The 24,087-nt window shown below is 46.7% G+C and carries 19 protein-coding genes; 14 read left to right on the plus strand and 5 right to left on the minus strand.

Translation table 11 applies throughout. The annotated features are described in order from the left end of the window. Positions 1-155: 155 nt before the first annotated feature. Positions 156-1,214 carry a mannose-1-phosphate guanylyltransferase gene (locus tag RID53_RS13660; protein ID WP_446388622.1) on the minus strand — a complete coding sequence of 353 codons (1,059 nt, stop codon included), beginning with the start codon at positions 1,212-1,214 and terminating at the stop codon, positions 156-158. Between the two features lie 185 nt (positions 1,215-1,399). Between RID53_RS13660 and RID53_RS13665 the strand changes: the two genes are divergently transcribed. The 5 genes from RID53_RS13665 (at position 1,400) to RID53_RS13685 (ending at position 7,174) form a co-directional block, all read left to right on the plus strand. Beyond that, complete coding sequence (locus RID53_RS13665; RefSeq protein WP_446388623.1) at positions 1,400-2,860, plus strand: LCP family protein; 1,461 nt, start codon at positions 1,400-1,402, stop codon at positions 2,858-2,860. Positions 2,861-3,011: 151 nt separating this feature from the next. Next, positions 3,012-3,632, plus strand: a complete 621-nt coding sequence (locus RID53_RS13670) for an HD domain-containing protein (protein WP_446388624.1) — start codon at positions 3,012-3,014, stop codon at positions 3,630-3,632. A gap of 213 nt (positions 3,633-3,845) precedes the next feature. Beyond that, entirely contained in the window at positions 3,846-5,171 is a 1,326-nt protein-coding gene (locus RID53_RS13675) for an RNA-guided endonuclease InsQ/TnpB family protein (protein WP_446388625.1), read from the plus strand. Positions 5,172-5,187: 16 nt separating this feature from the next. Next, positions 5,188-6,171: an ABC transporter ATP-binding protein gene (locus RID53_RS13680; RefSeq protein ID WP_446388626.1), complete on the plus strand. Its 984-nt coding sequence runs from the start codon at positions 5,188-5,190 to the stop codon at positions 6,169-6,171. A 214-nt stretch (positions 6,172-6,385) separates the two neighbouring features. After that, positions 6,386-7,174, plus strand: coding sequence for an ABC transporter permease (locus RID53_RS13685; RefSeq protein ID WP_446388627.1), 789 nt, complete (start codon positions 6,386-6,388; stop codon positions 7,172-7,174). A gap of 250 nt (positions 7,175-7,424) precedes the next feature. On the opposite strand, the gene RID53_RS13690 is transcribed toward RID53_RS13685, so the two are convergent. Next, positions 7,425-7,730 carry a hypothetical protein gene (locus tag RID53_RS13690; protein ID WP_446388628.1) on the minus strand — a complete coding sequence of 102 codons (306 nt, stop codon included), beginning with the start codon at positions 7,728-7,730 and terminating at the stop codon, positions 7,425-7,427. Between the two features lie 262 nt (positions 7,731-7,992). Here RID53_RS13690 and RID53_RS13695 point away from each other — a divergent pair, with 262 nt between their 5' ends. The 9 genes from RID53_RS13695 (at position 7,993) to RID53_RS13735 (ending at position 20,023) form a co-directional block, all read left to right on the plus strand. Beyond that, entirely contained in the window at positions 7,993-9,423 is a 1,431-nt protein-coding gene (locus tag RID53_RS13695; protein ID WP_446388629.1) for a hypothetical protein, read from the plus strand. Between the two features lie 91 nt (positions 9,424-9,514). Continuing rightward, the gene (gene deoC, locus RID53_RS13700; RefSeq protein WP_446388667.1) at positions 9,515-10,192 is read left to right on the plus strand and encodes a deoxyribose-phosphate aldolase; all 678 of its coding nucleotides are present in this window, start codon (positions 9,515-9,517) and stop codon (positions 10,190-10,192) included. 197 nt (positions 10,193-10,389) lie between these two features. Beyond that, positions 10,390-11,259, plus strand: coding sequence for a DNA repair protein RecO (recO, locus tag RID53_RS13705; protein WP_446388630.1), 870 nt, complete (start codon positions 10,390-10,392; stop codon positions 11,257-11,259). Between the two features lie 392 nt (positions 11,260-11,651). Beyond that, positions 11,652-13,097: an MFS transporter gene (locus RID53_RS13710; protein ID WP_446388631.1), complete on the plus strand. Its 1,446-nt coding sequence runs from the start codon at positions 11,652-11,654 to the stop codon at positions 13,095-13,097. Between the two features lie 38 nt (positions 13,098-13,135). Then, a complete protein-coding gene (locus RID53_RS13715; RefSeq protein WP_446388632.1) occupies positions 13,136-14,299 on the plus strand; it encodes a glycosyltransferase family 4 protein in 1,164 nt (387 codons plus the stop codon). Continuing rightward, a complete protein-coding gene (locus RID53_RS13720) occupies positions 14,266-14,493 on the plus strand; it encodes a hypothetical protein (protein WP_446388633.1) in 228 nt (75 codons plus the stop codon). The genes RID53_RS13715 and RID53_RS13720 overlap by 34 nt, the downstream gene beginning before the upstream one ends. Before the next feature lie 359 nt (positions 14,494-14,852). Then, entirely contained in the window at positions 14,853-16,301 is a 1,449-nt protein-coding gene (locus tag RID53_RS13725) for an efflux RND transporter periplasmic adaptor subunit (protein WP_446388668.1), read from the plus strand. A gap of 172 nt (positions 16,302-16,473) precedes the next feature. Next, entirely contained in the window at positions 16,474-16,887 is a 414-nt protein-coding gene (locus RID53_RS13730; protein WP_446388634.1) for a four helix bundle protein, read from the plus strand. Positions 16,888-16,936: 49 nt separating this feature from the next. Further along, complete coding sequence (locus tag RID53_RS13735; RefSeq protein WP_446388635.1) at positions 16,937-20,023, plus strand: efflux RND transporter permease subunit; 3,087 nt, start codon at positions 16,937-16,939, stop codon at positions 20,021-20,023. Positions 20,024-20,126: 103 nt separating this feature from the next. Here RID53_RS13735 and RID53_RS13740 read toward each other — a convergent pair whose 3' ends face one another. The 3 genes from RID53_RS13740 to recF all read right to left on the minus strand — a co-directional run bounded on the left by RID53_RS13740 (position 20,127) and on the right by recF (position 24,079). Next, positions 20,127-21,317 (minus strand): glycoside hydrolase family 10 protein, encoded by a 1,191-nt coding sequence (locus RID53_RS13740; RefSeq protein WP_446388636.1) that lies wholly within the window; start codon positions 21,315-21,317, stop codon positions 20,127-20,129. A 275-nt stretch (positions 21,318-21,592) separates the two neighbouring features. Beyond that, on the minus strand, positions 21,593-22,477 hold the full coding sequence (locus RID53_RS13745) for a pentapeptide repeat-containing protein (RefSeq protein ID WP_446388637.1): 885 nt from the start codon (positions 22,475-22,477) through the stop codon (positions 21,593-21,595). Positions 22,478-22,930: 453 nt separating this feature from the next. Further along, positions 22,931-24,079, minus strand: coding sequence for a DNA replication/repair protein RecF (gene recF / locus RID53_RS13750; protein WP_446388638.1), 1,149 nt, complete (start codon positions 24,077-24,079; stop codon positions 22,931-22,933). Positions 24,080-24,087 lie beyond the last annotated feature (8 nt).

The following is a 24,087-nucleotide window of genomic DNA, read 5'->3' on the forward strand; positions in this document are numbered from 1 at the left end:
TCAACCCAACCTACAAAGTTGACATGCATTCCCGATATTTAGGTAGCGATGTTTTATAACGGACAGAATTTATGTCCAGATACTTACGCCTTGAGCAAGGGCGCAAGGATGGTGCCCCTACGGATAGATTGGCAATAATCCAGGACAAATTACAATTAAAGTAACTGACTAAATCTCGAATCCGCTTGTAGGGTTTTCAGTACCTGCTTAATTTCTTGGGTGCGGTCTTTTTTCACAATTAACGTCACCCCACCATCTCGCACAACCACCACATCTTCTAAACCAATTGTCACAATCACCTCATCCTGATCACTGGTATAAAGAATCGCCCCTTGGGTATCTTTCCCTACATGAGTTGCCAGTTCCACATTCGCCGCCTCTCCCTTGTGCAACCGTTCTAAAGCATTCCAATCTCCCAAATCATCCCAACCAAACGCAACCGGGAGAACATAAGCCAGTTGGGTTTTCTCCATTAAGGCATAGTCAATACTCGTTTTAGGTAGTTTAGAATAAGCAGCAACACCCTGGTTTTGCAACGGATTTATAATATCAGCCGCATGAGTTTTCAATTCCGCTAATACGACACCAGCCCGGAAAATAAACATCCCACCATTCCAGCTAAATTTTCCCGTCGCCAGAAATTTATCGGCTGTTTCTCGGTCTGGCTTTTCTGTGAATCGAGCCACCCGATAAATTGGTAAATTATTAAAGGTTCCGGCGGGTTCTCCTTGTTCAATATAACCGTAACCTGTAGAGGGGTAGTCCGGGGCAATTCCTAAGGTGACAATCGCCGCTTCAGTCGTCGCTAACTGAGTCGCCGCCTCAATCGTCTGCTGAAACGCCTGCTGATCCGCAATCCAATGGTCTGCTGGAAAAAAGCCGATCACTGCATCTTCTCCATAATGACGCGCAATTTCTAAGGTTGCCCACGCCACAGCAGGTGCGGTATCCCGCCCTTCGGGTTCAGCTAATATATGCTCACTATCGAGTTGGGGTAACTGTTCTCGCACCCCGTCGGCTAATTGAGCCGATGTGATCACCCAGACATTCGCTGAATCTCCCGCCAATTGACTGAGACGGTCAGCCGTGGTTTGTAATAAACTCTTTCCACTACCATCTAAACTTAAGAACTGCTTGGGTCGATGCTTGCGGCTGAGGGGCCAAAACCGTTCACCTTTGCCGCCAGCTAAAATTACAGGTATTAATTGACTCATTGTCCGTGCTATTCTGATTGTCTGCTACATCCTAGCCTGGGAGAGCCGAGGGGCGGAGGAAGCTGAGGGAGCAGGGGAAGCAGGGGAAGCAGGGGGAGTGGGCTGGGTAACGCTATAATCCGGCAATAGATTCGGTGAACGTCAAAGAATCCAGAACAGTTGGTGTGTGGTGAGGGTAAAACAACGTGTCGAACAGTTCCCAAACTAGCTGGAGTTTTCAAGTCTCCCATCCAGAAAGTTATCCGCGATCGCAGGGCGACTCTGATGTCGCTGAAAATGATACTGGGGATTCCCCGCCTCCCCCACCGCCAGAGGGTGATGGCGGAGAGTCCCATTCCGATGATCATTCAAATAAATCCAGTGGTGGTCGCTATATGCGCTGGTTTCTCTGGAGTGCGGCGTTTATCTTAACCGCTACAGTATCGGCTACCTTGGGCGCAACGGTTGCCCTAATTACCCCTCTGTCCCCCTTAATCGTGCCGCAAAATTTTGTCCCTGGCGCGAAAGAAAATTCCTGGCGACAAGCGTTTCGCTATGATTTAGCCCGACCGGTCAACATCCTGGTCATGGGAATTGACCGCGTTTCCGATAATGACAAAAACTCCTCCGACGTTTTCAGTGGTCGCAGTGATACTATGCTGCTGTTACGCCTCGACCCAACAGAAGAGTCCGTGACGATGCTTTCCATTCCTCGGGATACCCAAGTGGAACTTCCGGAAGTAGGACTTGCCAAAATCAATGATGCCAATGTTGAAGGGGGTGCAGCGTTAGCTGCACGGGTGGTAAGCCGTACTCTGAATGATGCACCCGTTGATCGCTATGTGCGGGTAACGACGGATGCGTTTCGGGAACTGGTAGACCTGGTGGGGGGAGTGGAGGTGTTTGTTCCCTATCCGATGCAGTATGAGGATGTCACCCAGGATTTGTACATTGATTTAGAACCGGGATGGCAAACCTTAAATGGAGACCAAGCCGAACAGTTTGCTCGATTTCGTAAAGACGGCTACGGCGACATTGGTCGAGTTCAGCGCCAACAAACGCTACTCAAGGCGCTGCGTCAACGGTTGCTCAGTCCCAAGGTGCTACCGCGTTTACCCCAAATTATTCGGGTGATGCAGCAATATATTGATACGAATCTGAGCTTAGAAGAAATGCTGGCACTGGTAGGCTTTGGCTTAGATTTAGACAAAGACGATTTTCAGATGGTACTCTTGCCCGGTCGCTTCAGTGATCCAGAGGAATATGTTGCCAGCTATTGGATTATGGATTCTGCCGGACGCGATCGCGTTATGCAACAATACTTTCAGCAAACCCTTGACTGGAGTTCATCGGAGATTCGTCGTTCTCCCCAACGGTTGCGAATTGCGATTCAAAATGCCACAGATGACCCGCAATTAGCTCACGAAGTTGCTCGATATTTGGCAAAAAACGACTTCTATAATGTCTACATCATACGGGATTGGCCCGATCAGGTACGCGAAACTCAGATTATTGTGCAACAAGGCGATTTGAAAGCAGCAACCACATTAAAAAGGGTTTTGCAACTCGGTCACGTCGAAGCCTCTTCCACAGGCGATATTGAATCCGATTTAACCATTCGTGTGGGTGAGGATTGGTTGATTCGACACCCAGAAGAGGAGGAATAATGCTGAGGGAGTTATCAGTTATCAGTGAGCAGTTATCAGTTATCAGGAGTAGGAGGAGATGGGGGAGATGGGGAAGATGGGGGAGCAAATGACGAAGGACGAAGGACGAAGGACGAAGGACGAAGGACAAATGACCAATGACAAATAACAAATGAATTGCCGACTTAACCAACAAATTCAATTCATTGTTGAAATTGACAAACTCAAGGGAATTCTTCGCCAAACCCGATTAACTGATGATTCTCGCCAGGAAAACAGCGCCGAACATTCTTGGCATTTGGCATTGATGGCGATTATTCTGGCGGAGTATGCACCTCCCCAGGTTGACCTGGGACGAGCGATAACGATGGTGCTGCTGCATGATTTAGTGGAAATTGATGCAGGAGACACGTTTTGCTATGACGTACAGGGAAATCAGGATAAAGCGGTTCGGGAAGAAAAAGCCGCTACCCGGATTTTTGGCATGTTACCCGAAGACCAAGGGCAATCGTTGCGGGAAATCTGGGATGAATTTGAAGCCGTTGCTACGCCGACAGCCCGATTTGCCGTCGCTCTAGACCGTTTGCAACCCCTGCTGCTAAATCAACAGAATCATGGCGGAACCTGGCAGGTTCATGGTATTACTGAACGCCAAGTGATGCAACGTATGGCACCTGTGCAAGAGGGTACACCTCAGCTTTGGGAATTGGTTGAGCAAATTGTGGCGGACTGTATTAAAGCGGGTTATTTACAAAATGCGCGATCACTCTCCACTGAGAGTCAAGTAGACTAGATCATAAGACATCCTCCGTCGCAGGAAACTCCGTGTCCCTTCGCTTCGCTCGAGGGCAAGCTTTAGACCGGAGAGGAACGCGCGGTAGCGACTTGAGTCGCCTACTGCCCTTAAGTATGGTGAGGGTCATTGATGTATCTCTGAATGTTTTCAGCACGCTCCGTTGCCTGCAGTTGAGAAAAAATGGCTATTTGTCCACAAAGAAGGAAGGTTATGGCTAAGAACAAAAAGCCTAGGGGTGTACAGCAAATGCGACTACATCCTGACGAAGAAACGAAAGCAATTTTGGAGTATCTATGTGAACAATCAGGAAAACTCTATAATATGGGTGTGTATTTTGCCCGTCAAACATTTTTTAAGGCAGGCAAACTCCTAACTGGAAAGTTTGACTTGATTTACTCCGAAGGTGTAGGAAAGAGTCAAATCGCCCAGTCTCTACCCTCAACACCAGCACAGCAAACACTATTAAGTGTCGCTGAAGTGTTTAAATCCTACAAAGGGTTACGTAAGCTTTGGCTTAAAGGGCAATTGCCGAATAAACCCAAGCCACCCGGCTATCTGAAAGGGTCAAAACTATTCAAGGTAGCTTATCCCAATTCAGGGGGACAGAAGCCTAAGCTAGTTGATTGTCAACTTCAGTTTTCCCTGGGTTTAACCGTTAGGCGTTGGTTTGGGATTGACAGCTTTAAGTTACCTGCTCCAACCAATCTTGATATCAACAAGGTCAAGGAATGGACTATTTTGCCTAAAAACGGTGTATTCTACCTGGAAGCTTCCTACAAACTACCCAAACAGGAAACATTCGTAGGTATTGATGACCAAGCATTAGCAATTGACTTAGGTACGGCAGACAATCTGGCTGCCTGTGTTGACACCCTGGGTAACTCTTTTCTGATTGATGCCCGTGTCATGAAAGCATTTAATCAGTATTGGAATAAACAGGTTTCGACCAGGAAAGAGAAAAAGCCACAAGGGTACTGGGATGGATGGCTTGAGCGAGTGACCCGCAAGCGTAATCACCGGATGAGGGACGGTATTAACAAGGCGGCTCGATTGATTATCAATCACTGCCTAAAATATGGCATAAGCACAATTGTTTTGGGATGGAACGAAGGGTTTAAGGATAATGCCAATATGGGTAGGTTGAACAATCAGAAATTTGTTCAAATACCCCTGGGTAAACTTAAAGACCGATTGCAGCAATTGTGTGAGATTTACGGTATTCAGATGGTAGTCACTGAAGAAGCCTACACCAGCAAAGCCAGCTATCTTGATGGAGACTCCCTGCCTAAGTTTGGCGAAAAACCAGACGGGTGGAAAGCATCAGGAAGACGAATAAAGCGTGGTTTGTATCGCAGCAGCGATAGCTCAATTGTCAATGCCGATTTAAACGGCAGTGCCAATATTTTAAGAAAAGTAGCCAGAAAGTTAGGAATTGACCTAATCCGACTGGGTAGGCGGTGTTCGACGACCGTAGCGAGAGTAAGATTGTGGCCTTTACCACAGTCTAATCTGTCAGCAGAATCCCCGTCACTTTAGTGCGGGGAGTGTCAATATGTCTATTGTTGTGGCTCAAAATCTGAGCAAAATCTACCCCGTAGCGGTCAAACAACCCGGTATTAAGGGTACTCTCACCCACTTTCTGCGCCGAAAGTACCGCTCTGTCGTTGCTGTACAAAATGTTTCCTTTGAAATTGGCATGGGGGAAGTGGTGGGATTTCTCGGTCCCAATGGTGCCGGTAAAACCACGACCTTGAAAATGCTCACCGGACTTGTTCACCCTTCAGGGGGTGAGGTTAAGGTGGTGGGTCATAAGCCATTTCAGCGCGAATCCAACTTTTTGCAGCAGATTACCCTAGTCATGGGTCAAAAGCAACAACTGCTTTGGGACTTACCCGCATTGGATTCCCTGAGAATCAATGCCGCCGTTTATGGAATTTCTCACAACCAGTTTCAGCGTCGCGTCGGAGAACTGGCAGAAATGTTATCCTTAGAAGCCAAACTCACGCAACCCGTGCGGAAACTCTCCCTGGGAGAACGCATGAAAGCTGAATTGTTGGCGGCGCTTTTGCATCAACCCCAAGTCTTATTTTTAGATGAACCGACGTTGGGATTGGATGTTAATGCACAATTAGCGGTGCGGAATTTCTTACGCGAGTACAACCAGCGCACGGGAGCCACTGTTTTATTAACCAGTCACTACATGGCAGATATTACAGCATTGTGTCAGCGAGTGCTGCTAATTTATGAAGGGCAAATGATTTATGATGGCAGCTTGGAGGGACTCCTCAATCGCTTTGCTCCCTATCGGGAGGTGAAAGTAGAACTGGCTCAACCTTTGTCAAAAGAGGAGTTATCAGGTTATGCAGAAATAGAGGCAATCGATGGGTTAGCAGTACGTTTCCTCGTACAGCGTGAAAAGCTGACAAGTACCGTGGCTCGGATTTTGGCGGATTTAGAGGTGATAGATTTAACGGTTAGTGACCCCCCCATCGAAGAAGTCATCGGTCGGGTTTTCCGAGCCGGAGTTGTTTCGTGATTTTTGGTCATTGGTCATTTGTCATTTGTCATTGGTCATTTGTCATTTGTCCAGAAATTAATCATTTGGACAGGGCGGGTTTAGTGACATTAGCGTGAGCAAAAAACGATAGTAGTGAAACCCGCCCCTACATAGAAAACTTTTTTCTAGTCATTAATTATTTACCTTCCCCATCTCCTCCACCACAATACTGATTCAGCAGCGTCTAATTACTATGAAGCGATTAATTAATACCAGTAAGATATTTCTGTCTGTTTACTATGCTCACATGTTGGAATACCGGGCAGAACTTTTTTTTTGGATACTTTCCAATAGCTTGCCGCTGATTCTTATGGGGGTTTGGATGCAGGCATCTCAAGCCGGGGAGTTTGAACTAACTCCTGAAGAATTTATGCGTTACTTCCTATCCGTTTTTATCGTTCGCCAGTTTACTGTGGTGTGGATGATTTTTGATTTTGAAAGGGAAGTGGTAGAGGGCAGACTATCTCCTAAACTCCTGCAACCCATTGATCCTGTATGGCATCATGTTGCAGGTCATTTATCTGAACGCTTTGTTCGCCTACCTTTATCGGTTGTACTTTTAGGTTTATTCTTTCTCCTCTATCCCCCAGCATTTTGGTTACCTGGTTTGGGTGATATACTATTATTTATATTCATCACAGCCATGGCATTTGCCCTACGATTTTTAATCCAATATACCTTTGCCTTATTTGCATTTTGGACAGAGCGAGCCACTTCACTAGAACAATTTTGGTATTTATTCTATTTGTTTCTGTCAGGAATGATGGCACCATTGGAAGTCTTTCCTCCTACAGTCCGAGCCGTTGCCGAATGGACACCTTTCCCTTACTTGGCTCATTTTCCCGCCGCGTTGTTAGTTGGGCTACCTGTTAATTTTATCCAAGGAATTTTGGTTATGGTGGGTTGGGGATTGTTATTTTTTGGCGTCAATCGCTGGTTGTGGCGCAAGGGATTGAAGCAGTATTCGGGAATGGGAGCGTGAGATGGGCGGAGGTGCAGGGGTGCTGGGAGCCTGGGGAAGTAGAGACGTGCCATGGCACGTCTGGAAGATGAGGGTGGGTTGAGTAACATTAGGGTGACAATAAACGATAATAACCAAACCCGCCCCCTACACATCGGTCAGGGCGGGTTTTGAACAAACCTTATTATCCACAGCTAAAAGAAAGTTCCTCAACCCGCCCCTACAAATCATTTGCCCTGAGCCAAGTTAAGGGTTCCCTAATCTCTAATCACTATTTTTGATCAAATTTGGCAACAGCATTTTGGAAGGATTGCTGTAAATCCAGCCAAGCGGTTTCTACTCCAGTTTTGATATCTTCCCAAGCATCTTGACTAGCCGCCTGGAGTTCTTCCAGTTTCTTTTGTACGGCAACCTGTTTGGTTTGCAATTCCTCAATCTGGCTATTGTACTGAATCTTAGCATCAGCCTGGGCTTGGGCTGCCTTGGCTTTCATTTCGTCAACCTGAGCATTCAGCTTGTTTAACTCAGCTTGCACTTTTTCTCGGTATACCTGTTGCTGTTCTGGTTGGGTAGCCATAAGAATACCTCATTAACGTCAAAAATTTGCCTCAAAAAGGCTGGGTACGCCTCAAAAAGGCTGGATACAACCATAAATGTTTAATTCCTTACTCATTATAGAGTGACTTGTCGAGTTCATGCATCTATCTCTTGAATGATATAATCCAATTCTGTCTTCTATCTAGCGAGATAACTAATTTGTTGTAGCGTCTGATACGCTCAGTTGCAATAGGGGTAACCTACTTGCCCCGATTTGTTTGCAGTGACTATCCAACGGGAAAATGGCAGAACAAGCTCTAACGCAGGATACCTATGCCGATTCCTACAAACACCGGGGTCGCAATTGGTGGAATAAGCTCACCGCCTTAATTGCATGGGCAAATATCCTGCTGGCATTATTCAATCTCAGCTATATTCCATTGCGGGATGTTTATGTGCGAGAATTTCCCGCGATCGCAACATTCTATGATCCGGTCAAAAGTATTGAGCCTCATCCGGATACCCAACGTTATCTCCAAACCGTTGATGCTTTAACCGTACAACTCTCCCAGCAAGGACTACAAGCACCGCCAACCGAGCAAGTCTTGCAAGAGTTGCGCCAACAAAGTAATGACCTGATTGAAGAGAATCCATTTTTGGCAGCCAATAAGTTTGGCACATTCGCTAAATTGAAGCGGCGGATGCGGGATCATTTGAATACGGAATCAGCCAAGCAAGCCTTTGCGCGATTTTGGCGACAGGAGTATCTGGTGCAAGTGGGTTGGGACAACGCCCTCTCATTCTTTAACAGCGATATTCGACCGCTACTGAATAGTAATTATTTTCGACCCACCGACGAAAATGGTCAACTCGTGGATAACTTCTGGCGTATTGACCTTTATTTTATTGCCTTTTTTGGGATTGAGCTTTTATTCCGTACCTTCTTCATGTCTCGACGCCAAGAGAAGTTGACATGGGGAGATGCCCTCTGGCGGCGCTGGTACGACATGCTGCTGCTGCTTCCCACCTGGCGCTGGTTACGGATTATTCCGGTATCTGTGCGATCGCATCAATCGGGATTGTTCAATATGGAGCGAATTTTAGCACAAGTCACCCATGAACCAGCAGCATATTTGGCAGATCGGGTATCCATGTTTTTAATGGTGCGACTGATTAATCAAACCAAAGATTCTGTTGATAAAGGAGATATGGCGCGTGCCATCTTGCAACCTGAGACGTATGTTCAAGTTAGCGATATTAATAAAGTCGATGCCATCACCGATCGCCTCTTAGAACTCTCTATTTATAAAGTTTTACCCCAAGTTCAACCCGATTTACAGGCATTATTGCATCATAGTCTCAAAGGAGCGCTACAACAGTCAGATTTTTACACCGGATTGCGACAAGTTCCGGGAATGAAAGGGTTGCCCAAAGAGGTTATGGAAAACCTTGCCAATTATTTAGCCCAAGCCACTTATGAAGTCTTAGCCACCTCCTACTCTGATCTGCAAGGGCGACAACTATTTGACCAACTGAGTCACAATTTTAAGCATGTCCTGCGGGAAGAACTACAGGATGAGGCAACCCAGTTAGAACTTCAGTCGTTGCTGTCTGACTTGTTAGAAGAATTGAAAATTAATTATGTGCAGCGTTCAACTGATGAAGATCCGGAAGCCACTTTAGAAGAAGCCGATCAACTGCGTCAAGAGATGGAAACTCCCCCAACTCAGTAGTTCTCCATGAGTGATGAAATTGCCCTCAATATCGTGGACAATCAACGATAAGCGACGATTTCAGTGTTAAGTTTTATAGAGTAGAAACGCGATCGCAATGGATTATCCTGATATTGATATTGCTCCTCTGATTGATCATGCCCTCCTCTCGCCCACGGCGACACCCGAACAGGTAGAAAAATGTTGTCGTCAGGCAGATCGATTTCGGTTTGCCACAGTCTGTGTCTATCCAGTCTATGTCAAACTGGCGGCGGAACTCTTACATAACAAAGCTCCCAACGTCTGTACCGTGATTGGCTTTCCCACTGGCGCTACTACAACTGCGGCTAAACTCTACGAAGCCCAAGAAGCGGTAGAAAATGGCGCGACTGAATTGGATGTCGTGCTTCATTTAGGGGCATTAAAAACGGGGAACACTGATGCTATCTATCGCGAAATTGCCCAAATCTGCGAGGAAACCGGGCAAACCGTCAAAGTTATCTTGGAAACAACGCTTTTAACTGACACTGAAAAACAACTCGCCGCCGAAATTTGCATTGATGCTGGAGCGCAATTTCTCAAAACCAGTACAGGTTGGCATGGAGGTGCAACGGTGTCAGATGTCAAATTCTTGAAAGACTTGACAAAAGGACAAATCGGAATTAAAGCTTCAGGAGGTATCCGCACCATCGAACAAGCGTTAGATTTAGTCATAGCCGGAGCAACCCGACTAGGAACCTCTCGTGGACCAGAGTTGTTGCAACAGCGTGAGGAAAAAGATGAAGAATGAAAAGGTACAGTCTGTAGGGGCGGGTTTAGGGATTAATATTGATTGTTGTTATCAACGTTTCTACAAAACCCGCCCTGACCGAGGTGTAGGGGGGATTTGACGACTAACATTTTTTGCCACCCAGATGTGACTAAACCCACCCTGACCAATAAACCATGAACTATGAACCATGAACCATGAACAATAAACCATGAACCATGACAAAAACCTATAACGCCACTGGAATTAATCTAAAAAGTATGCCGCTAGGTGAAGCCGATCGCCTAGTCACGATTTTAACGCCAGAGTGGGGATTGATTCGGGTAGTGGCACCAGGTTCCCGCAAACAGAACTCGAAATTGGCGGGTAGAATGGGCTTGTTTGTCGTGAATCAGTTACTGATCTACAAAGGGCGATCGCTTGATAAAATTACTCAAGCTGAAACCTTGGAATCCTATCCGGGATTGGCGAAGGATTTAGGGAAACTAGCAGCTAGTCAGTACCTAGCGGAATTAGTCTTGTGTCATGCTCTAAGTGAGCAACCCCAAGCCGAATTGTACGCTTTATTTAATGAGCATCTGCGGCGATTGGAACAGTTACCCCCATTAAGCAGCAGTTCCTCCGGTACATCCCTCCTTTTGGCACACCTTTGCCAGGGGATTTTTCACCTATTGGCGTTAGCTGGGATTGCGCCGCAAGTGCAACAGTGTTGTATCTCTCAGCACCCGATTCAGCCTGATTTTACGGATCAGAATTGGCACGTCGGGTTTAGTGTGGAGGCGGGGGGAACCTATACTTTGGCAGTAGAGGCATCTCAACCTGAGAATCGGTTCCATCCCGTTACTAACCGTAGTCAGGGAGTGGCTCAATCCCCTTTACCCCGCTTAACCTGTAAACTGAATGCCGTTGAATTGACAATAGTACAACAACTCGCGGCGGCGGAGTTATCCCAGGCATCCCTAGGCGCGATCGCTCCCCTCTGGGTAAAAGTGGAGCGCATGTTACGGGATTATGCCCAGTATCACTTTGGTCGTTCCATTCGTTCAGCTACGTTAGTAGACGCCTTGGCGATGTCTGCCGAATCATAGACCCGCCATACATAATTTACGGACACCGCGTATCTTTAGACAAGGGCGAGTCGAGACAGGTTAATTCTCACACCGCCATATTTGTGCAGCGACTCGCCCCTACAACCGCACTAATCCCGAACATCCTGCAAATCATGGCAATCGATTCCCTATAAATAATTTGTGGTCTAATTTAGCATCTGTCCACAAACGAACATAGACGGTTTTTACGGCGAAAGCCGTCCTCCACGAAGTCAAAAGCCCACACTCTACCTGGATAGAGGTGAACCCTGGGTAGTTCACATGCGATGATAGAGAAAGTGTAGTTTCATACAAAACCGATCAAAATACCTGGAGTGGACGATTCACCCATTGGGGTTGATCAGCCACAGCAGCCAACTGAAGAGTAAAGAATGCGATTATCTGAATCTGAATCCAAACGAGTTAACCAACATCCTGTCCAAAAAAAGTCATCGTCTGCGACTAAGCGCAATTATCGAGAACCTCACCAGCCGCCGCGTCAAACAGAGAACATCCCAGCGAAAACGGCTGAACCGACTGCTGAAGCAGGCAAACGGGGGTTTGTACCCGTTCTGAAAAATGGTAATTTCTTAACCTTATGGAGTGGTCAGGTTTTTTCTCAGCTTGCCGATAAAATCTATCTGGTGTTGATGATTGCCTTGATTGCTAGCCACTTTCAGGCGGCGGGAACCAGTATCAGTGGTTGGGTTTCAGCCTTGATGATTGCCTTCACGATTCCGGCTGTCCTGTTTGGTTCCCTGGCGGGGGTATTCGTGGATCGCTGGTCAAAAAAGGCGGTACTTGTCTCAACGAATCTGCTGCGAGGTGTCTTGGTTTGGTCAGTTCCGGCGGTGTTATGGCTGACTCAGGATTGGAGTCCCATCTATAAGTTGCCCGTCGGCTTCTATGGCTTGTTGATTATTACATTCTTGGTGTCCACCTTAACCCAGTTTTTTGCTCCGGCTGAACAAGCGGTTATTCCGTTGATTGTCAAGCGTCATCATTTGCTCTCGGCGAATTCCCTTTATACCACGACGATGATGGCATCCTTGATTATTGGATTTGCCGTAGGTGATCCGTTATTAGCCTTGACCGATAAATTGGTGGCGCAGTTAGGGATTGATTGGCAATTTGGCAAGGAATTGGTTGTCGGTGGGGGGTATGCGATCGCGGGATTGTTGCTGCTAGTGCTGAGAACAGGTGAAAACACTGAACCGACTGAAGGTGAAACTCCTCACGTTTTTGCCGATATCTGGGATGGACTGCTTTATCTCAAACGGCAACGGCGCGTCCGCAATGCCATGATTCAATTAATCATTTTATTCTCCATTTTCGCCGCCTTAGCTGTGTTAGCGGTACGACTCGCCGAAACCCTTCCAGGGATGAAAGCCTCCCAATTTGGTTTCTTGTTGGCAATGGGTGGTATTGGAATGGCTGCTGGTGCGGCGATTCTGGGGAATTGGGGTCAGCATTTTACCCACAATCGCTTGAGTCTCTATGGATCAATCGGCATGTCAGCAGCGCTAGTGGGATTATCGGTATTTACTCATAGTCTCTGGATGGCGTTAGGAATGACCGCCCTGTTGGGGATGTGTGGCGCGATGGTAGGGATTCCCATGCAAACCACGATTCAAGCCGAAACCCCGGAAGAGATGCGGGGGAAGGTCTTTGGACTGCAAAATAATGGCGTGAATATTGCCCTGAGTCTGCCCTTAGCCTTAGCGGGTTTAGCCGAAACCTGGCTGGGTTTAACCCCTGTCTTATTCAGTTTAGCCATAATTGCGATCGCGGGAGGGGGCATAAACTGGTATATTTCCGATACAGGATCAGCGAGGTGAACCCACGCTGACCAATAGAGACTCACGATTCAACTTGAATGCATATCGCCTGGATCGGAAAAAAATCACCCTTTTGTGGCAATGTTACTTATGGTCGAGAAGTGACAAATGCTTTACTAGACCGAGGATACCAAGTTAGTTTTCTCCATTTCGCCCAAGAGGAAACCGCCGCAGATCCCCTGTGTTTGGGTTGTCAGGAGGTCTCCCTCCCTTGTTTGTACAAGTCCCAAGTTTATACAATTCCCTCACCCAAAGCGAGTAAGGTTTTAAAACAGGCTTTACAGCAACTGCGCCCGGATTTAGTCCATGCGTCTCTTACTTTGTCTCCCTTAGATTTTCTGCTTCCAGAAATCTGTGAAGACCTGAATTTACCCCTGGTTGCCACATTTCATCCCCCCTTTGATGGCAAACGCCGCAATTTAAAGTCGGGTACCCAACTGGTTGCTTATCAACTCTATGCCCCGTTTTTGGCACATTATGATCGCGTAATTATCTTTTCTCAACTGCAACGGGATTTGCTGGTGCGTTTGGGAGTTCCTCGCCATAAACTCGCCGTAATTCCCAATGGAGTTGATGTGCAGAAATATGCTCCTGGCACATCGAGTTTGAAATTAAAATTTGATGCCCAACGTCTTTTTGTTTATCAAGGTCGCATTGCTACAGAAAAAAATGTAGAGGCGTTACTCAAGGCGTGGAAACAGTCGGAAATGGGCGATTGCTGTAAGCTTTTGATTGTCGGGAATGGACCTCTGGTTCCCACGTTAAGACCTTTTTATGATAGATACGATGGGATTCTCTGGTTAGGATTTGTGGCAGATGAACAGCAGCGGATTGAGATTCTGCAAGCCGCCGATGTATTTATTTTGCCGTCGTTATTAGAAGGACTCTCCTTATCATTACTCGAAGCCATGGCTTGTGGTTTGGCTTGTGTCGCCACCGATGCGGGGGCGGATGGTGAGGTTTTAGAAGGTGGTGCGGGTATTATTCTTAATACCCATCGGGTCACGTCTCAATTGAATACGCTATTGCCCTTGTTACGAGATCATACGGAATGGACAACGCTTCTGGGTCAAAAAGCTAGAGCTAGAGTTTTAGAACGCTATACCCTGAGTGGGAATATTAGTCAATTAGAAATTTTATATAAAGAGGTGTTGAAAGGGACTCAGACTTGTGCGCCCCACACAAGTACCTCATCGTTATAAGCAATGCCAATGCGGGAGAGGGGGAGGGCAGAGGGAGCTGGGGGGCAGAGGGAGCTGGGGGAGCTGGGGGAGCTGGGGGAGCAGAGGGAGATGAGGGAGATGAGGGAGATGAGGGAGATGAGGGAGATGAGGGAGATAGGGAAGTTAACTCAAAATGCTTACCTGTTCCCTGTTCCCTTACGAATGACCAATGACCAATGACCAATGACCAATGACCAATGACCAATGACAAATGACCTAAATCACTCTGTTGGATGAGTCCAATGGGTGATGTTGAAGTCGTTACTCTTGTCATATCGTAAAGAAAGGTTACATTTCCCTTATCTGCCAGACGTATCGTGGCACGTCTCTACATCAATTCCCTATTTCTCCCAGCTTCCCCCACCAACCGCCTGGTCAAGATTGCGCTACAATGTAAAGTAGTGTTAAGTAAAGTAACCAGATATTCATCAACTTAATCTTTACAAAACTAGCGACCTCGATCCGTCCAAGAGGAATAACAGTGACTCAGACAGCACCAAATCCCAAGAAAAGCCAGTTAAATCGTTCTCCTATCGCCAAGCCTGCCGAACTCAAACAGGATGTCGATATCGTCTTCTATCTACCTGAAGCAGAACCCGACACTTATGAACAGGATGCAGGTTCCTCTTCCCTACCTGGAACTGAGAACGCCCAAAAAGGCTGGCTATCTGGCGGGAAAGGGCTGTTTTTAGGCATCGGGATTGGTGTCCTCTTAGCGTTAGGGGCGACGCGCTTAGTCTCGTCTCAACAAGCAGACGCCCCAACCGCAGCCCCCCCTGTCGCCACATCATCTGCCCCTAGTCAAAGCGTAACTGTAGCCCAAGTGACATCCGAGAGTGTCAACCGCCGCTTAGACGCCACTGGAAGTGTCGCCGCTTTTGAAATGAGTCCCGTCCTGTCTCAGGCGACAGGGTTGCAGATTCAACAGGTGTTGGTGGAAGAAGGACAAGTTGTCAAAACTGGACAATTGTTAGCCCGCCTCGATGATTCGGTACTCCAGGCACAATTAAGTCAAGCCCAAGCCTCCGTCGCCCAAGCAGAAGCCCGCCTCGCGGAACTCCGGGCGGGTTCCCGTAGCGAAGAAATTGCCCGGGCTAAAGAAGCGGTGAGAAGCGCTGAATCTGCTGTTGCAGCCGCTGAGTCAGACTTAGAATTAGCCAGAACCCGGGTCGATCGCAATAAAATACTCCAAGCTGAAGGGGCGATTGCCCGCGATCGCTTAGATGAAGTCTACAATCAAGAACGCAGTAGCCGTTCCCAACTAGAACAAGCACAAGCCCGGTTACGAGAAGCCAACCAGCAACTTGCCCAACTTCAGGCTGGACCTAGGCGGGAAGTGATTACTCAAGCCGAAGCCCAACTCGCCCAGGCACAGGCACAGGTACAATCCACGATGGCACAACTCAACAACACCCGCATCGTGGCTCCTGTGAGTGGTAAAATAGCCGAACGCAATGCCCGTGTGGGAGATGTCACCTCTGGTTCCCAAACTCTATTCAAAATCATCGAAAATGGACGTTTAGAACTGATTGCCACTGTTCCTGAAACCCAACTTCCCCAAATTAAACCGGGACAATCGGTAACGATTACCTCTGACGCAGATAGTAGTTTACAACTGTCGGGTAAAGTTCGGGAAATTGACCCGATGATTGATGAAGCCTCCCGTCAGGCGCAGGTGAAGATCGATTTACCTGCCTCAGCATCATTAAAACCGGGTATGTTTTTACGGGCGTCGATTACCACCTCAGCCGCCCAAGGGTTAACGTTACCTGCCAAAGCTATTTTGCCTCAAAGTGACGGTAGTGCGATCGCCTATATAGTGCAACCCGATAATACGGTTAAAGCCCAGTCTGTAGAGGTGGGTGAACTTCTGAGTGATAATCAGGTGGAAATTAAAAGTGGGTTGTCTGTAGGCGATCGCGTGGTGGTTAAGGGTGCCGCTTATTTAAAAGATGGTGATCAGGTTGATGTTGTTAATTAGTGTAAGTTGTAGGGGATAATGTTTCAAATGTGCCATGGTACGTTTGGAATCAAGGCTGTAGGGGCGGGTTTTACGGATAACGTTTGGCAGGGAACTTTTAACTTAACTAAACCCGCCCTTGATGCTAAACGGCGCTAATACAGTCAGGAACTCCACGGCTAAGAGACGCGCCATGGCGCGTCTCTACAAATATCGCAGTTTTGTACATGGGAAGATGAATAGTCAGAGTTATCTGGATTTGCCCGTCTATCAGTTAGCCTTCAATGCAGCGATGCAAATTTTTGAGATAAGCAAAACATTTCCCGCCGACGAACAATTTTCATTAACGGATAATATCCGCCGTTCCTCACGTTCTGTCTGTGCCAATCTAGCACAAGCTTGGTGCAAACGACGTTATGAAGACGAATTTGTTGTTAAGTTGAATGACTTGGAAGCCGAAGTGTCTGAAACTCAGACATTACTTGATTTTGCGGTAAAATGTGGTTATATAAATCCAGAAATTAATCGAGACATTAATCAAAGTTATAAGCAAATTTTGGAAGCGTTGGTGAATATGATTAAGAATCCATCTCTCTGGCTGATGTGATACTAACGTTAGATCGGCGCTAAAGCGCAACTACGTACAAACGAAGTTTATGTCTTTTAACCTATCCGCTTGGTCAATTAAAAAACCTGTTCCGACGATTGTTTTATTCCTAATTTTGGGTATCTTTGGTTTGGTGTCCTTTTTTCGCTTAGGAATTGACAGTAATCCGAATATCGATATTCCCGCCGTGATGGTGACGGTTACCCAAGCCGGTGCGGGACCCACAGAATTAGAAACTCAAGTCACTAAGAAAATAGAAGATTCGGTGGCGGGGTTAGGAAATATTGATGAACTCACCTCCACTGTCACGGAAGGGAGTTCCACCACTACCGTTAGTTTTGTCCTGGGAACGGATAGCGATCGCGCGACGAATGATGTGCGGAATGCGGTTGCCCAAATTCGTCAGGATTTACCCCAAGATGTGAATGAACCGATTGTCAAGCGCCTAGAGTTTGCGGGCGGTTCGGTTATGACATACTCGGTGGCGTCTGAGACGCGATCGGTGGAAGAATTAAGTGATTTAGTCGATCGCACGATTAGCCGCGCCCTGCTGAATGTACCCGGAGTGGCGCAAATTGACCGTTTGGGGGGTGTGGATCGGGAAATTCGGGTTGATCTTGATCCGAGTCGCTTGCAAGCTTATGGGATTACCGCCACCCAAGTCAATGATCAAATTCGCAATTTGAATATTGACTTACCCGGAGGGCGGGGAAATGTCGGCGGAAGTGAGCAAAATATTCGGACTCTGGGAAGTGCAGAAACGGTTGCGGAATTACGAAGTTATCGGATTGTTCTCCCCAATGGCGCGACGGTTCCCTTATCTAGTTTAGGGGAGGTTGAAGATAGTTTTGCCGAACAGCGACAGGCGGCGTCGTTGAATGGGGAATCCGTGGTGGCTTTTTCAGTGCGGCGGAGTACGGGTAGCACCTTAGTCACCGTGGAAGAAGGGGTGCGTGAAGCTGTTTCAGAATTGGAAAAAACCCTACCAGACGATGTAAGTCTGGAACTGATTTTCACCCGTGCCGATGCGATTCGGGATTCCTATCAAGCCACGATTGATGCCTTAATTTTAGCCTGTATTTTAACAGTGATTGCCGTCGGTTTGTTTTTGCGGGATTGGCGAGTCACACTGATTACGGCTACAGCGTTACCCCTGTCAATTATTCCCACATTTGGGGTGATGAAACTGTTGGGGTACACCTTAAACGGGATGACATTATTGGCATTAGCCTTAGCCGTGGGGAACTTGGTTGATGATGCGATTTGTATGATTGAAAACATCGACCAACATTTAGATATGGGCAAAAAGCCCTTTAACGCTGCATTGGATGCTTCACGGGAAATTGGTTTGGCGGTGGTGGCGACAACTGCCACGATTGTGGCGGTGTTTCTTCCGGTGGCATTTATGGGGGGTGTACCAGGTCAGTTTTTCCAACCCTTTGGGGTTACGGTGGCGGTGTCTACGATGTTTTCTACATTGGTGGCTTGTACGATGACACCGATGTTGAGTGCCTATTTGCTGAAATCGAAAGGGAATAGGGAACAGAGAACCCTTTCAGGGCAGGCAGGGAACGGGGAACAGGGACTTAGAAAAAAACGAATTCACCCTTACCGCAATCTACTCACTTGGGCATTACGTCATCGGATTACAACCTTATTAATTGCGGTTGCTTTCTTTATCGGTAGTTTACAACTGGTGCCGTTAATTCCCAAGGGGTTATTTGATAGTGGGGATACGGGGTTGAGTACAGTGATGGTTGAACTTCCCCCTGGATCAACCTTGAGTGAAACTGAAGCGATTATGCAACAACTCAACCAGTCGTTGCAAGAAAATCAGGCGGTTGAGAAGGTTTTTACGACGGCGGATCAGATCAATTCGGGTACAGTCTACGCCAACCTGGTACCTAAAGATGAACGCGAGGTTTCCCAGCAGGAATTTGAACAACAAATGCGCCAGGTGTTCCAAACCATTCCGGGGGCGCGGATTAGTTTCCAAAGTCAAGGTGCTGGGGGAGGAGGAAAGGATTTATCCATTGTTCTCAAGAGTGAAAATGCCCCAGCGCTGACGCAAACGGCGGAAACGTTGGAAAAGCAGATGCGCGATATTCCGGGATTGGTGGAAGTCACTTCCAGTACCAGTTTAGTTAAGCCGGAAATTGTGATTCAGCCTGATCCAGAACGGGCGGCAGATTTGGGGGTGTCTGTGGGTGCGATCGCCCGAACGGCATCGTTAGCGTTAATTGGCGATAATGAGTCGAATCTGGCAAAGTTTGATTTAGCGGATCGGCAGATTCCAATTCGGGTACAACTTGATCCAGAAACTCGCGCCGATATTAGTACGCTGAAAAATTTACAGGTTCCCAGTCAAACCGGGAATTTGGTTCCGATTAGTGCCGTTGCTGATATTCGTTTAGGAAGTGGTCCAGCGCAAATTGACCGTTTTGATCGCAATCGTCAGGTATCGGTGGAAGCGAATTTAGAGGGGATTTCTCTAGGCGATGCGTTAGAAAAGGTGAAAGCATTACCAGCGATGAATCCCCTCCCGCCCGATGTGGCTGAGGAACCGGCTGGTGATGCCAAGATTATGCAGGATATTTTTACCCGATTTGCGACAGCATTAGGGGCGGCGATTCTCTCGATTTATGCGATTCTGGTGTTGCTGTATAGCAATTTCTTGTATCCATTTGGGATTTTAGTCGCCCTACCGTTATCGATTGGTGGGGCGTTACTGGGGTTGTTAGTCACGCAGAAAGAGTTGGGCTTGTTTGCCTTAATTGGGATTGTACTGCTGATGGGATTGGTGACTAAAAATGCAATTTTATTAGTAGACTTTGCTTTGGCGGGGATAAAAGAAGGAAAACCCCAATTTAAGGCAGTTGTTGAGGCGGGGGTGTCTCGGTTACGCCCAATTTTGATGACCTCAGTGTCTACGATCGCGGGGATGATGCCCATCGCCTTAGAATTAGGTGCAGATGGTGAAGTACGCAGTCCCATGGCGATCGCGGTAATTGGTGGGTTTACGACTTCAACCTTGTTAACCTTGGTGGTGGTTCCCGTGTTATTTACTTATGTGGATAACTTATATCGCTGGATTCGCGGATTATTTGGGGGAAAGAAAAAGCCGGTTCAGTTATAACTAGGGGCTGCTGAATAAGTGTTGTGGTGGGAATAGGCAATGGGCAATAGGCAATGGGCAATAGGGACTAGGCAATGGGCAATGGTTTCGAGTCCCTGTTGAGTCAGGATTCTTCTGCGATCGCGGGATAGGGAAATAATTCGCGAAATCCCTGCCTTCGCTGTTGTGGAGACTCCGGAGTCAAATAACTCCACAGGGTTTCCCAATAAAAAAAGGATACACCATCAAAGGCGCGATCGCGAACCGCTTCAACTTGGGCTTGAATTTGTTCAAAGGGAATCGGATCACCTAAGGTTCCCGTTAAAATGCCAATACTTACTGGAATTGTCCGCCGCGCCATGCGTACTGCGGGTTGATTAAGTTCCGCCGTAAAACGACTCAACTCATCCCGATAAACCTGTAACACGAGTTCATCTACCCAACCCCGTTGTACCCAGGTTTGCCAGTCTTGTAGATAATGTTGATAAGCAAAGGCTTGGGGATTAGGTGAAAGTGAGATAATACAATCCGGTTTAATCGATTTAACTGTCTGGACAATCTCTCCCATAAACTCGCTAATCTTATTCGCCCGCCAGCGCATCCATTCACTATTTAATGGCGAATTCGGGGGAGGATTCCCATAATGTTCTTGCTGATAACGCTCAAGCGTATAAGGATCATAACCCAATTCCACAGGCATCCCAAAGTGATCATCCAACTGAATCCCATCCACATCATATTGGCTGACTACTTCCTTAATTAGATCCAGGATAAGCTGTTGTACCTCTGGATGTAACGGATTCAGCCATAAGAGTTGGGGATTCTCCGGATCAGATTTTTGAGTTAAACCCTGAGTTATCCAGCTAGGATGACGCCGCGCTAATTCAGAATGAATCGTTGTCATAAATCCATACTCAAACCAAGGAATGACCCGTAACCCTTGGCGATGTCCCTGCTGTACAATTTCTGCTAAAACATCTCCATTGAGTCGCATAATCCTCAGCAAAGGTTCTTGTGTCGCCACCCTACTCGGATAAAAGGTATGCCCTCGATTCCAAACCACCGGATACACCGTGTTAAAGTTCAGTTGAGACAATTGCGCGATCGCTCGGTTAATTCCCCACGGTGAAAACAATACACCACTTGCCACATTTGTCAACCAAACCCCTCGAATTTCTGTGATTTTTGTTGGTGTTTGAGAACGGGCTAAGGATGGGGAAAATAAAATTGATTTAGCAACCAGTAGGACAATACTAAATACCAACCCTAATGTGAGAAAAACCCTGAATCTATGTTGACGTTTGTCACTCGTCATTCTCTATGTCTTATGTCTTATGTCAAGGGATTAACATTATATCCGGAAACCGTAGGGGCGCACGTCAGTGCGCCCCTTTTTACACCAATGTACTGGCGTGGCATACCTTATTTGATGAATTAGATTCGGCTTGTAGTAGGGAACTTTAGCCCTATATTCGGTTGGGTTTCCTGTCGTCAACCCAACCTACAACCTATTCCACAATTTTAGCTGTGTCAGTCCAGTATGCCCGATTTCACACCGATGTACGCCCGATTCTAGGATATCAATTTTCGTCAAACAGCCGCTGAGTAAAGAAATTGGTTGTTGGCTTGAAATCCCACGCCCTGGTTGTTGGCTTGAAATCCCCCCCCATGACTAACGTGCATATCGTTAATATCTAAACCATAGAGCTTTGCACCTTCCAAATTGGCATCTAGCAACTCAGCTCTTCTGAGGATTGCCCAGGTTAGATTCGCATTCTCCAGATTCGCTTGAGCCAAATTAGCGCCGCTTAAATCTGCCCCTTGCAGATTCGCCCAATCCAGTTTAGCCGCTTCTAAATTAGCGGCAATCAAACTTGCGCCTTCTAAATTCGCCCGACTTAATCTCGCGCCTTGGAAATTCACTCCTTCTAAATCAGCACCCGCTAAATCTAAATCTTTTAACCAGGCGTAGCTGAGATTGACAAAACTTAGGGCTGACCCATAAACTCTCGCACCAATCAGCCTTGCTTCCGATAAATTCGCCCATTTGAAATTCACGCCAGTTAAATTCGCATCCCGCAAATTCACCCGTTCTAACTGCGCTCCGCAAAGATTTGCCCCCCATAAGTTAGCCCGTCGGAGGTTTGTACCATTCAATATTGCCCCACTGAGTTTAGCACCCGTGAGCTTTGATTTGACCATAAAAGCACCATTGATATTGGCTTTAGTCAAATCAGCGTCAACCAGTTTGGCATCGCTCATCTTAACGTAATTAAGATTCGTCCAATTCATCTGAGCGCCACTCAAATCAGATTTGAGTAAAAATGCTCTGGTCAAATCTGCTCCTCTGAGATTCGCCCCCGTTAGGTTAACTCCGATTAACATAACTCCCCTGAGGTTAGCCCCACTGAGGTCAATCCCTGTGAATTCTCGATTTCCTTGTTCGTACAGTTTGAGAAGTTGTCTAACGTTCATAGCTACAACGTCCACTAAGTATTTATGATTTGGGCAAAGTTGAATGGATTGATAATTTTAATGGATTCTCTTTCTACTTTAATCCTAATAGTTAATGAATAAACCTTCTTTGAAAAAATTTACGTTTCTACCCAACGTCCTCAAACTGTAAGTACCTGGACATAAATTTTGTACTCTGTACTAATAAATGTTAATAGGACTTCGCAAAATTTTAAAATCCTTAACGTTATCAAAATTTTCCTGTCTGACTTTACTAATAAAGATTATACTGCTATACGATGGCAATTTCGCCCAAATCGCTGCCTTCTTTATCAAGCTTAAAGAAATTGTTGAGTAATATTAAACTTCAACACTGTACCCCTAACAATTCAGATTACACTGCAATACTTGTCATACACCCTATAATGTTAAATTTGCCATTAATATGCTGATATAGTGGTGATTATAAAATCTTTATGCCAAGGATTGAATTTGACCCGCTTGAACAGAAAGAATTTGCGAGGAGTTCAACCACTGAGAATCAAATGCGCCTAAGTGAGTGGTTGTAATCAGGGTTTGAAATCGGTCTTGAATCGCATCTAAAAGCTGATTTTGGCGGTTAGGATCAAGTTCTGCCAAAACATCATCCAGTAATAACAAAGGCGGTTCACCCACAACCTCTTCAATCAGCTTTAATTCTGCCAATTTGAGTGCCAAAACCAACGTTCGTTGCTGTCCTTGAGAACCATAGGAACGAGCAGGCGTTTGATTAATTGTAAATTCCACATCATCTCGATGTGGACCAACCAGAGTTATCCCCTGACGCTGTTCGGGAAAACGACGATGGTGGAGTTTATCTAAAAATGCCTGCTGAACACCTTCTGGGTCATCTTTCTCCAGGTTGACATTTGGCGCGTAGGTCACTTCCAGTACCTCTGTCTTACCACTAATACTACTATGCCAAGATTGAGCAAGTGGCGCTAATCGCTGTAGGACTCTAGCACGACGCCGAGTCACCCGCGACCCTGCTGTTGCCAGTTGTGCATCCCAAAGGGCAAGTTCTGCCTGGGGCTGCTTTGATATTACCCCATCTTGTGTCCCCTCTTCCTCCTGCTTCCGGATGGTTTTCAGTAAGGCATTCCGCTGGCGTAGTATTTGATTATATTGCTGCAAAATATAAGCATAGACAGGTTCAAGTTGGGTGAGAATCGAATCCAGCCAATTCCGGCGTCGTTCCGGACTTCCACGAACTAAATCCATATCCAGACTGGAAAACTGTACCGCATTCAAAATCCCTAAAAAATCAAGCTGGCGACGTAAGGATTCACGATTTAAAGCAACAGTGCGGCGTCCCTGACTGCGAAGGGTTAATCCCAGTTCAACGGAACCATAAGCCCGTTCCAATAGTGCCTGAATCTGACCCATCGAGGCATCCTCCAACACCAATTCGCGATCGCGCCCTGACCGATGACTTTTCAGTGTCGAGAGTAATTCTACCGCTTCTAGCAGATTAGACTTCCCTTGAGCATTATTTCCCACCAAAATCGTTTTCGGTGCCTCAAAATTAACCAAACAATCCCGATAATTCCGAAACTGGCGCAACTTTAAGCATTTTAAGTACATTGGTCATG

Source organism: Coleofasciculus sp. B1-GNL1-01, from assembly GCF_040220235.1.
In the GTDB taxonomy this organism is placed as follows: domain Bacteria; phylum Cyanobacteriota; class Cyanobacteriia; order Cyanobacteriales; family Coleofasciculaceae; genus Coleofasciculus.

Excerpts from the sequence above, each read along its gene's own strand:
- RID53_RS13680 (WP_446388626.1), top strand. The coding sequence starts at position 5,188 with ATGTCTATTGTTGTGGCTCAAAATCTGAGCAAAATCTACCCCGTAGCG.
- RID53_RS13740 (WP_446388636.1), bottom strand. The coding sequence starts at position 21,317 with ATGACGAGTGACAAACGTCAACATAGATTCAGGGTTTTTCTCACATTA.
- RID53_RS13690 (WP_446388628.1), bottom strand. The coding sequence starts at position 7,730 with ATGGCTACCCAACCAGAACAGCAACAGGTATACCGAGAAAAAGTGCAA.
- RID53_RS13715 (WP_446388632.1), top strand. The coding sequence starts at position 13,136 with ATGCATATCGCCTGGATCGGAAAAAAATCACCCTTTTGTGGCAATGTT.
- RID53_RS13695 (WP_446388629.1), top strand. The coding sequence starts at position 7,993 with ATGGCAGAACAAGCTCTAACGCAGGATACCTATGCCGATTCCTACAAA.
- RID53_RS13660 (WP_446388622.1), bottom strand. The coding sequence starts at position 1,214 with ATGAGTCAATTAATACCTGTAATTTTAGCTGGCGGCAAAGGTGAACGG.
- RID53_RS13710 (WP_446388631.1), top strand. The coding sequence starts at position 11,652 with ATGCGATTATCTGAATCTGAATCCAAACGAGTTAACCAACATCCTGTC.
- RID53_RS13685 (WP_446388627.1), top strand. The coding sequence starts at position 6,386 with ATGAAGCGATTAATTAATACCAGTAAGATATTTCTGTCTGTTTACTAT.
- RID53_RS13745 (WP_446388637.1), bottom strand. The coding sequence starts at position 22,477 with ATGAACGTTAGACAACTTCTCAAACTGTACGAACAAGGAAATCGAGAA.
- RID53_RS13735 (WP_446388635.1), top strand. The coding sequence starts at position 16,937 with ATGTCTTTTAACCTATCCGCTTGGTCAATTAAAAAACCTGTTCCGACG.
- RID53_RS13670 (WP_446388624.1), top strand. The coding sequence starts at position 3,012 with ATGAATTGCCGACTTAACCAACAAATTCAATTCATTGTTGAAATTGAC.
- recF (WP_446388638.1), bottom strand. The coding sequence starts at position 24,079 with ATGTACTTAAAATGCTTAAAGTTGCGCCAGTTTCGGAATTATCGGGAT.
- RID53_RS13675 (WP_446388625.1), top strand. The coding sequence starts at position 3,846 with ATGGCTAAGAACAAAAAGCCTAGGGGTGTACAGCAAATGCGACTACAT.
- RID53_RS13730 (WP_446388634.1), top strand. The coding sequence starts at position 16,474 with ATGGCGCGTCTCTACAAATATCGCAGTTTTGTACATGGGAAGATGAAT.
- recO (WP_446388630.1), top strand. The coding sequence starts at position 10,390 with ATGACAAAAACCTATAACGCCACTGGAATTAATCTAAAAAGTATGCCG.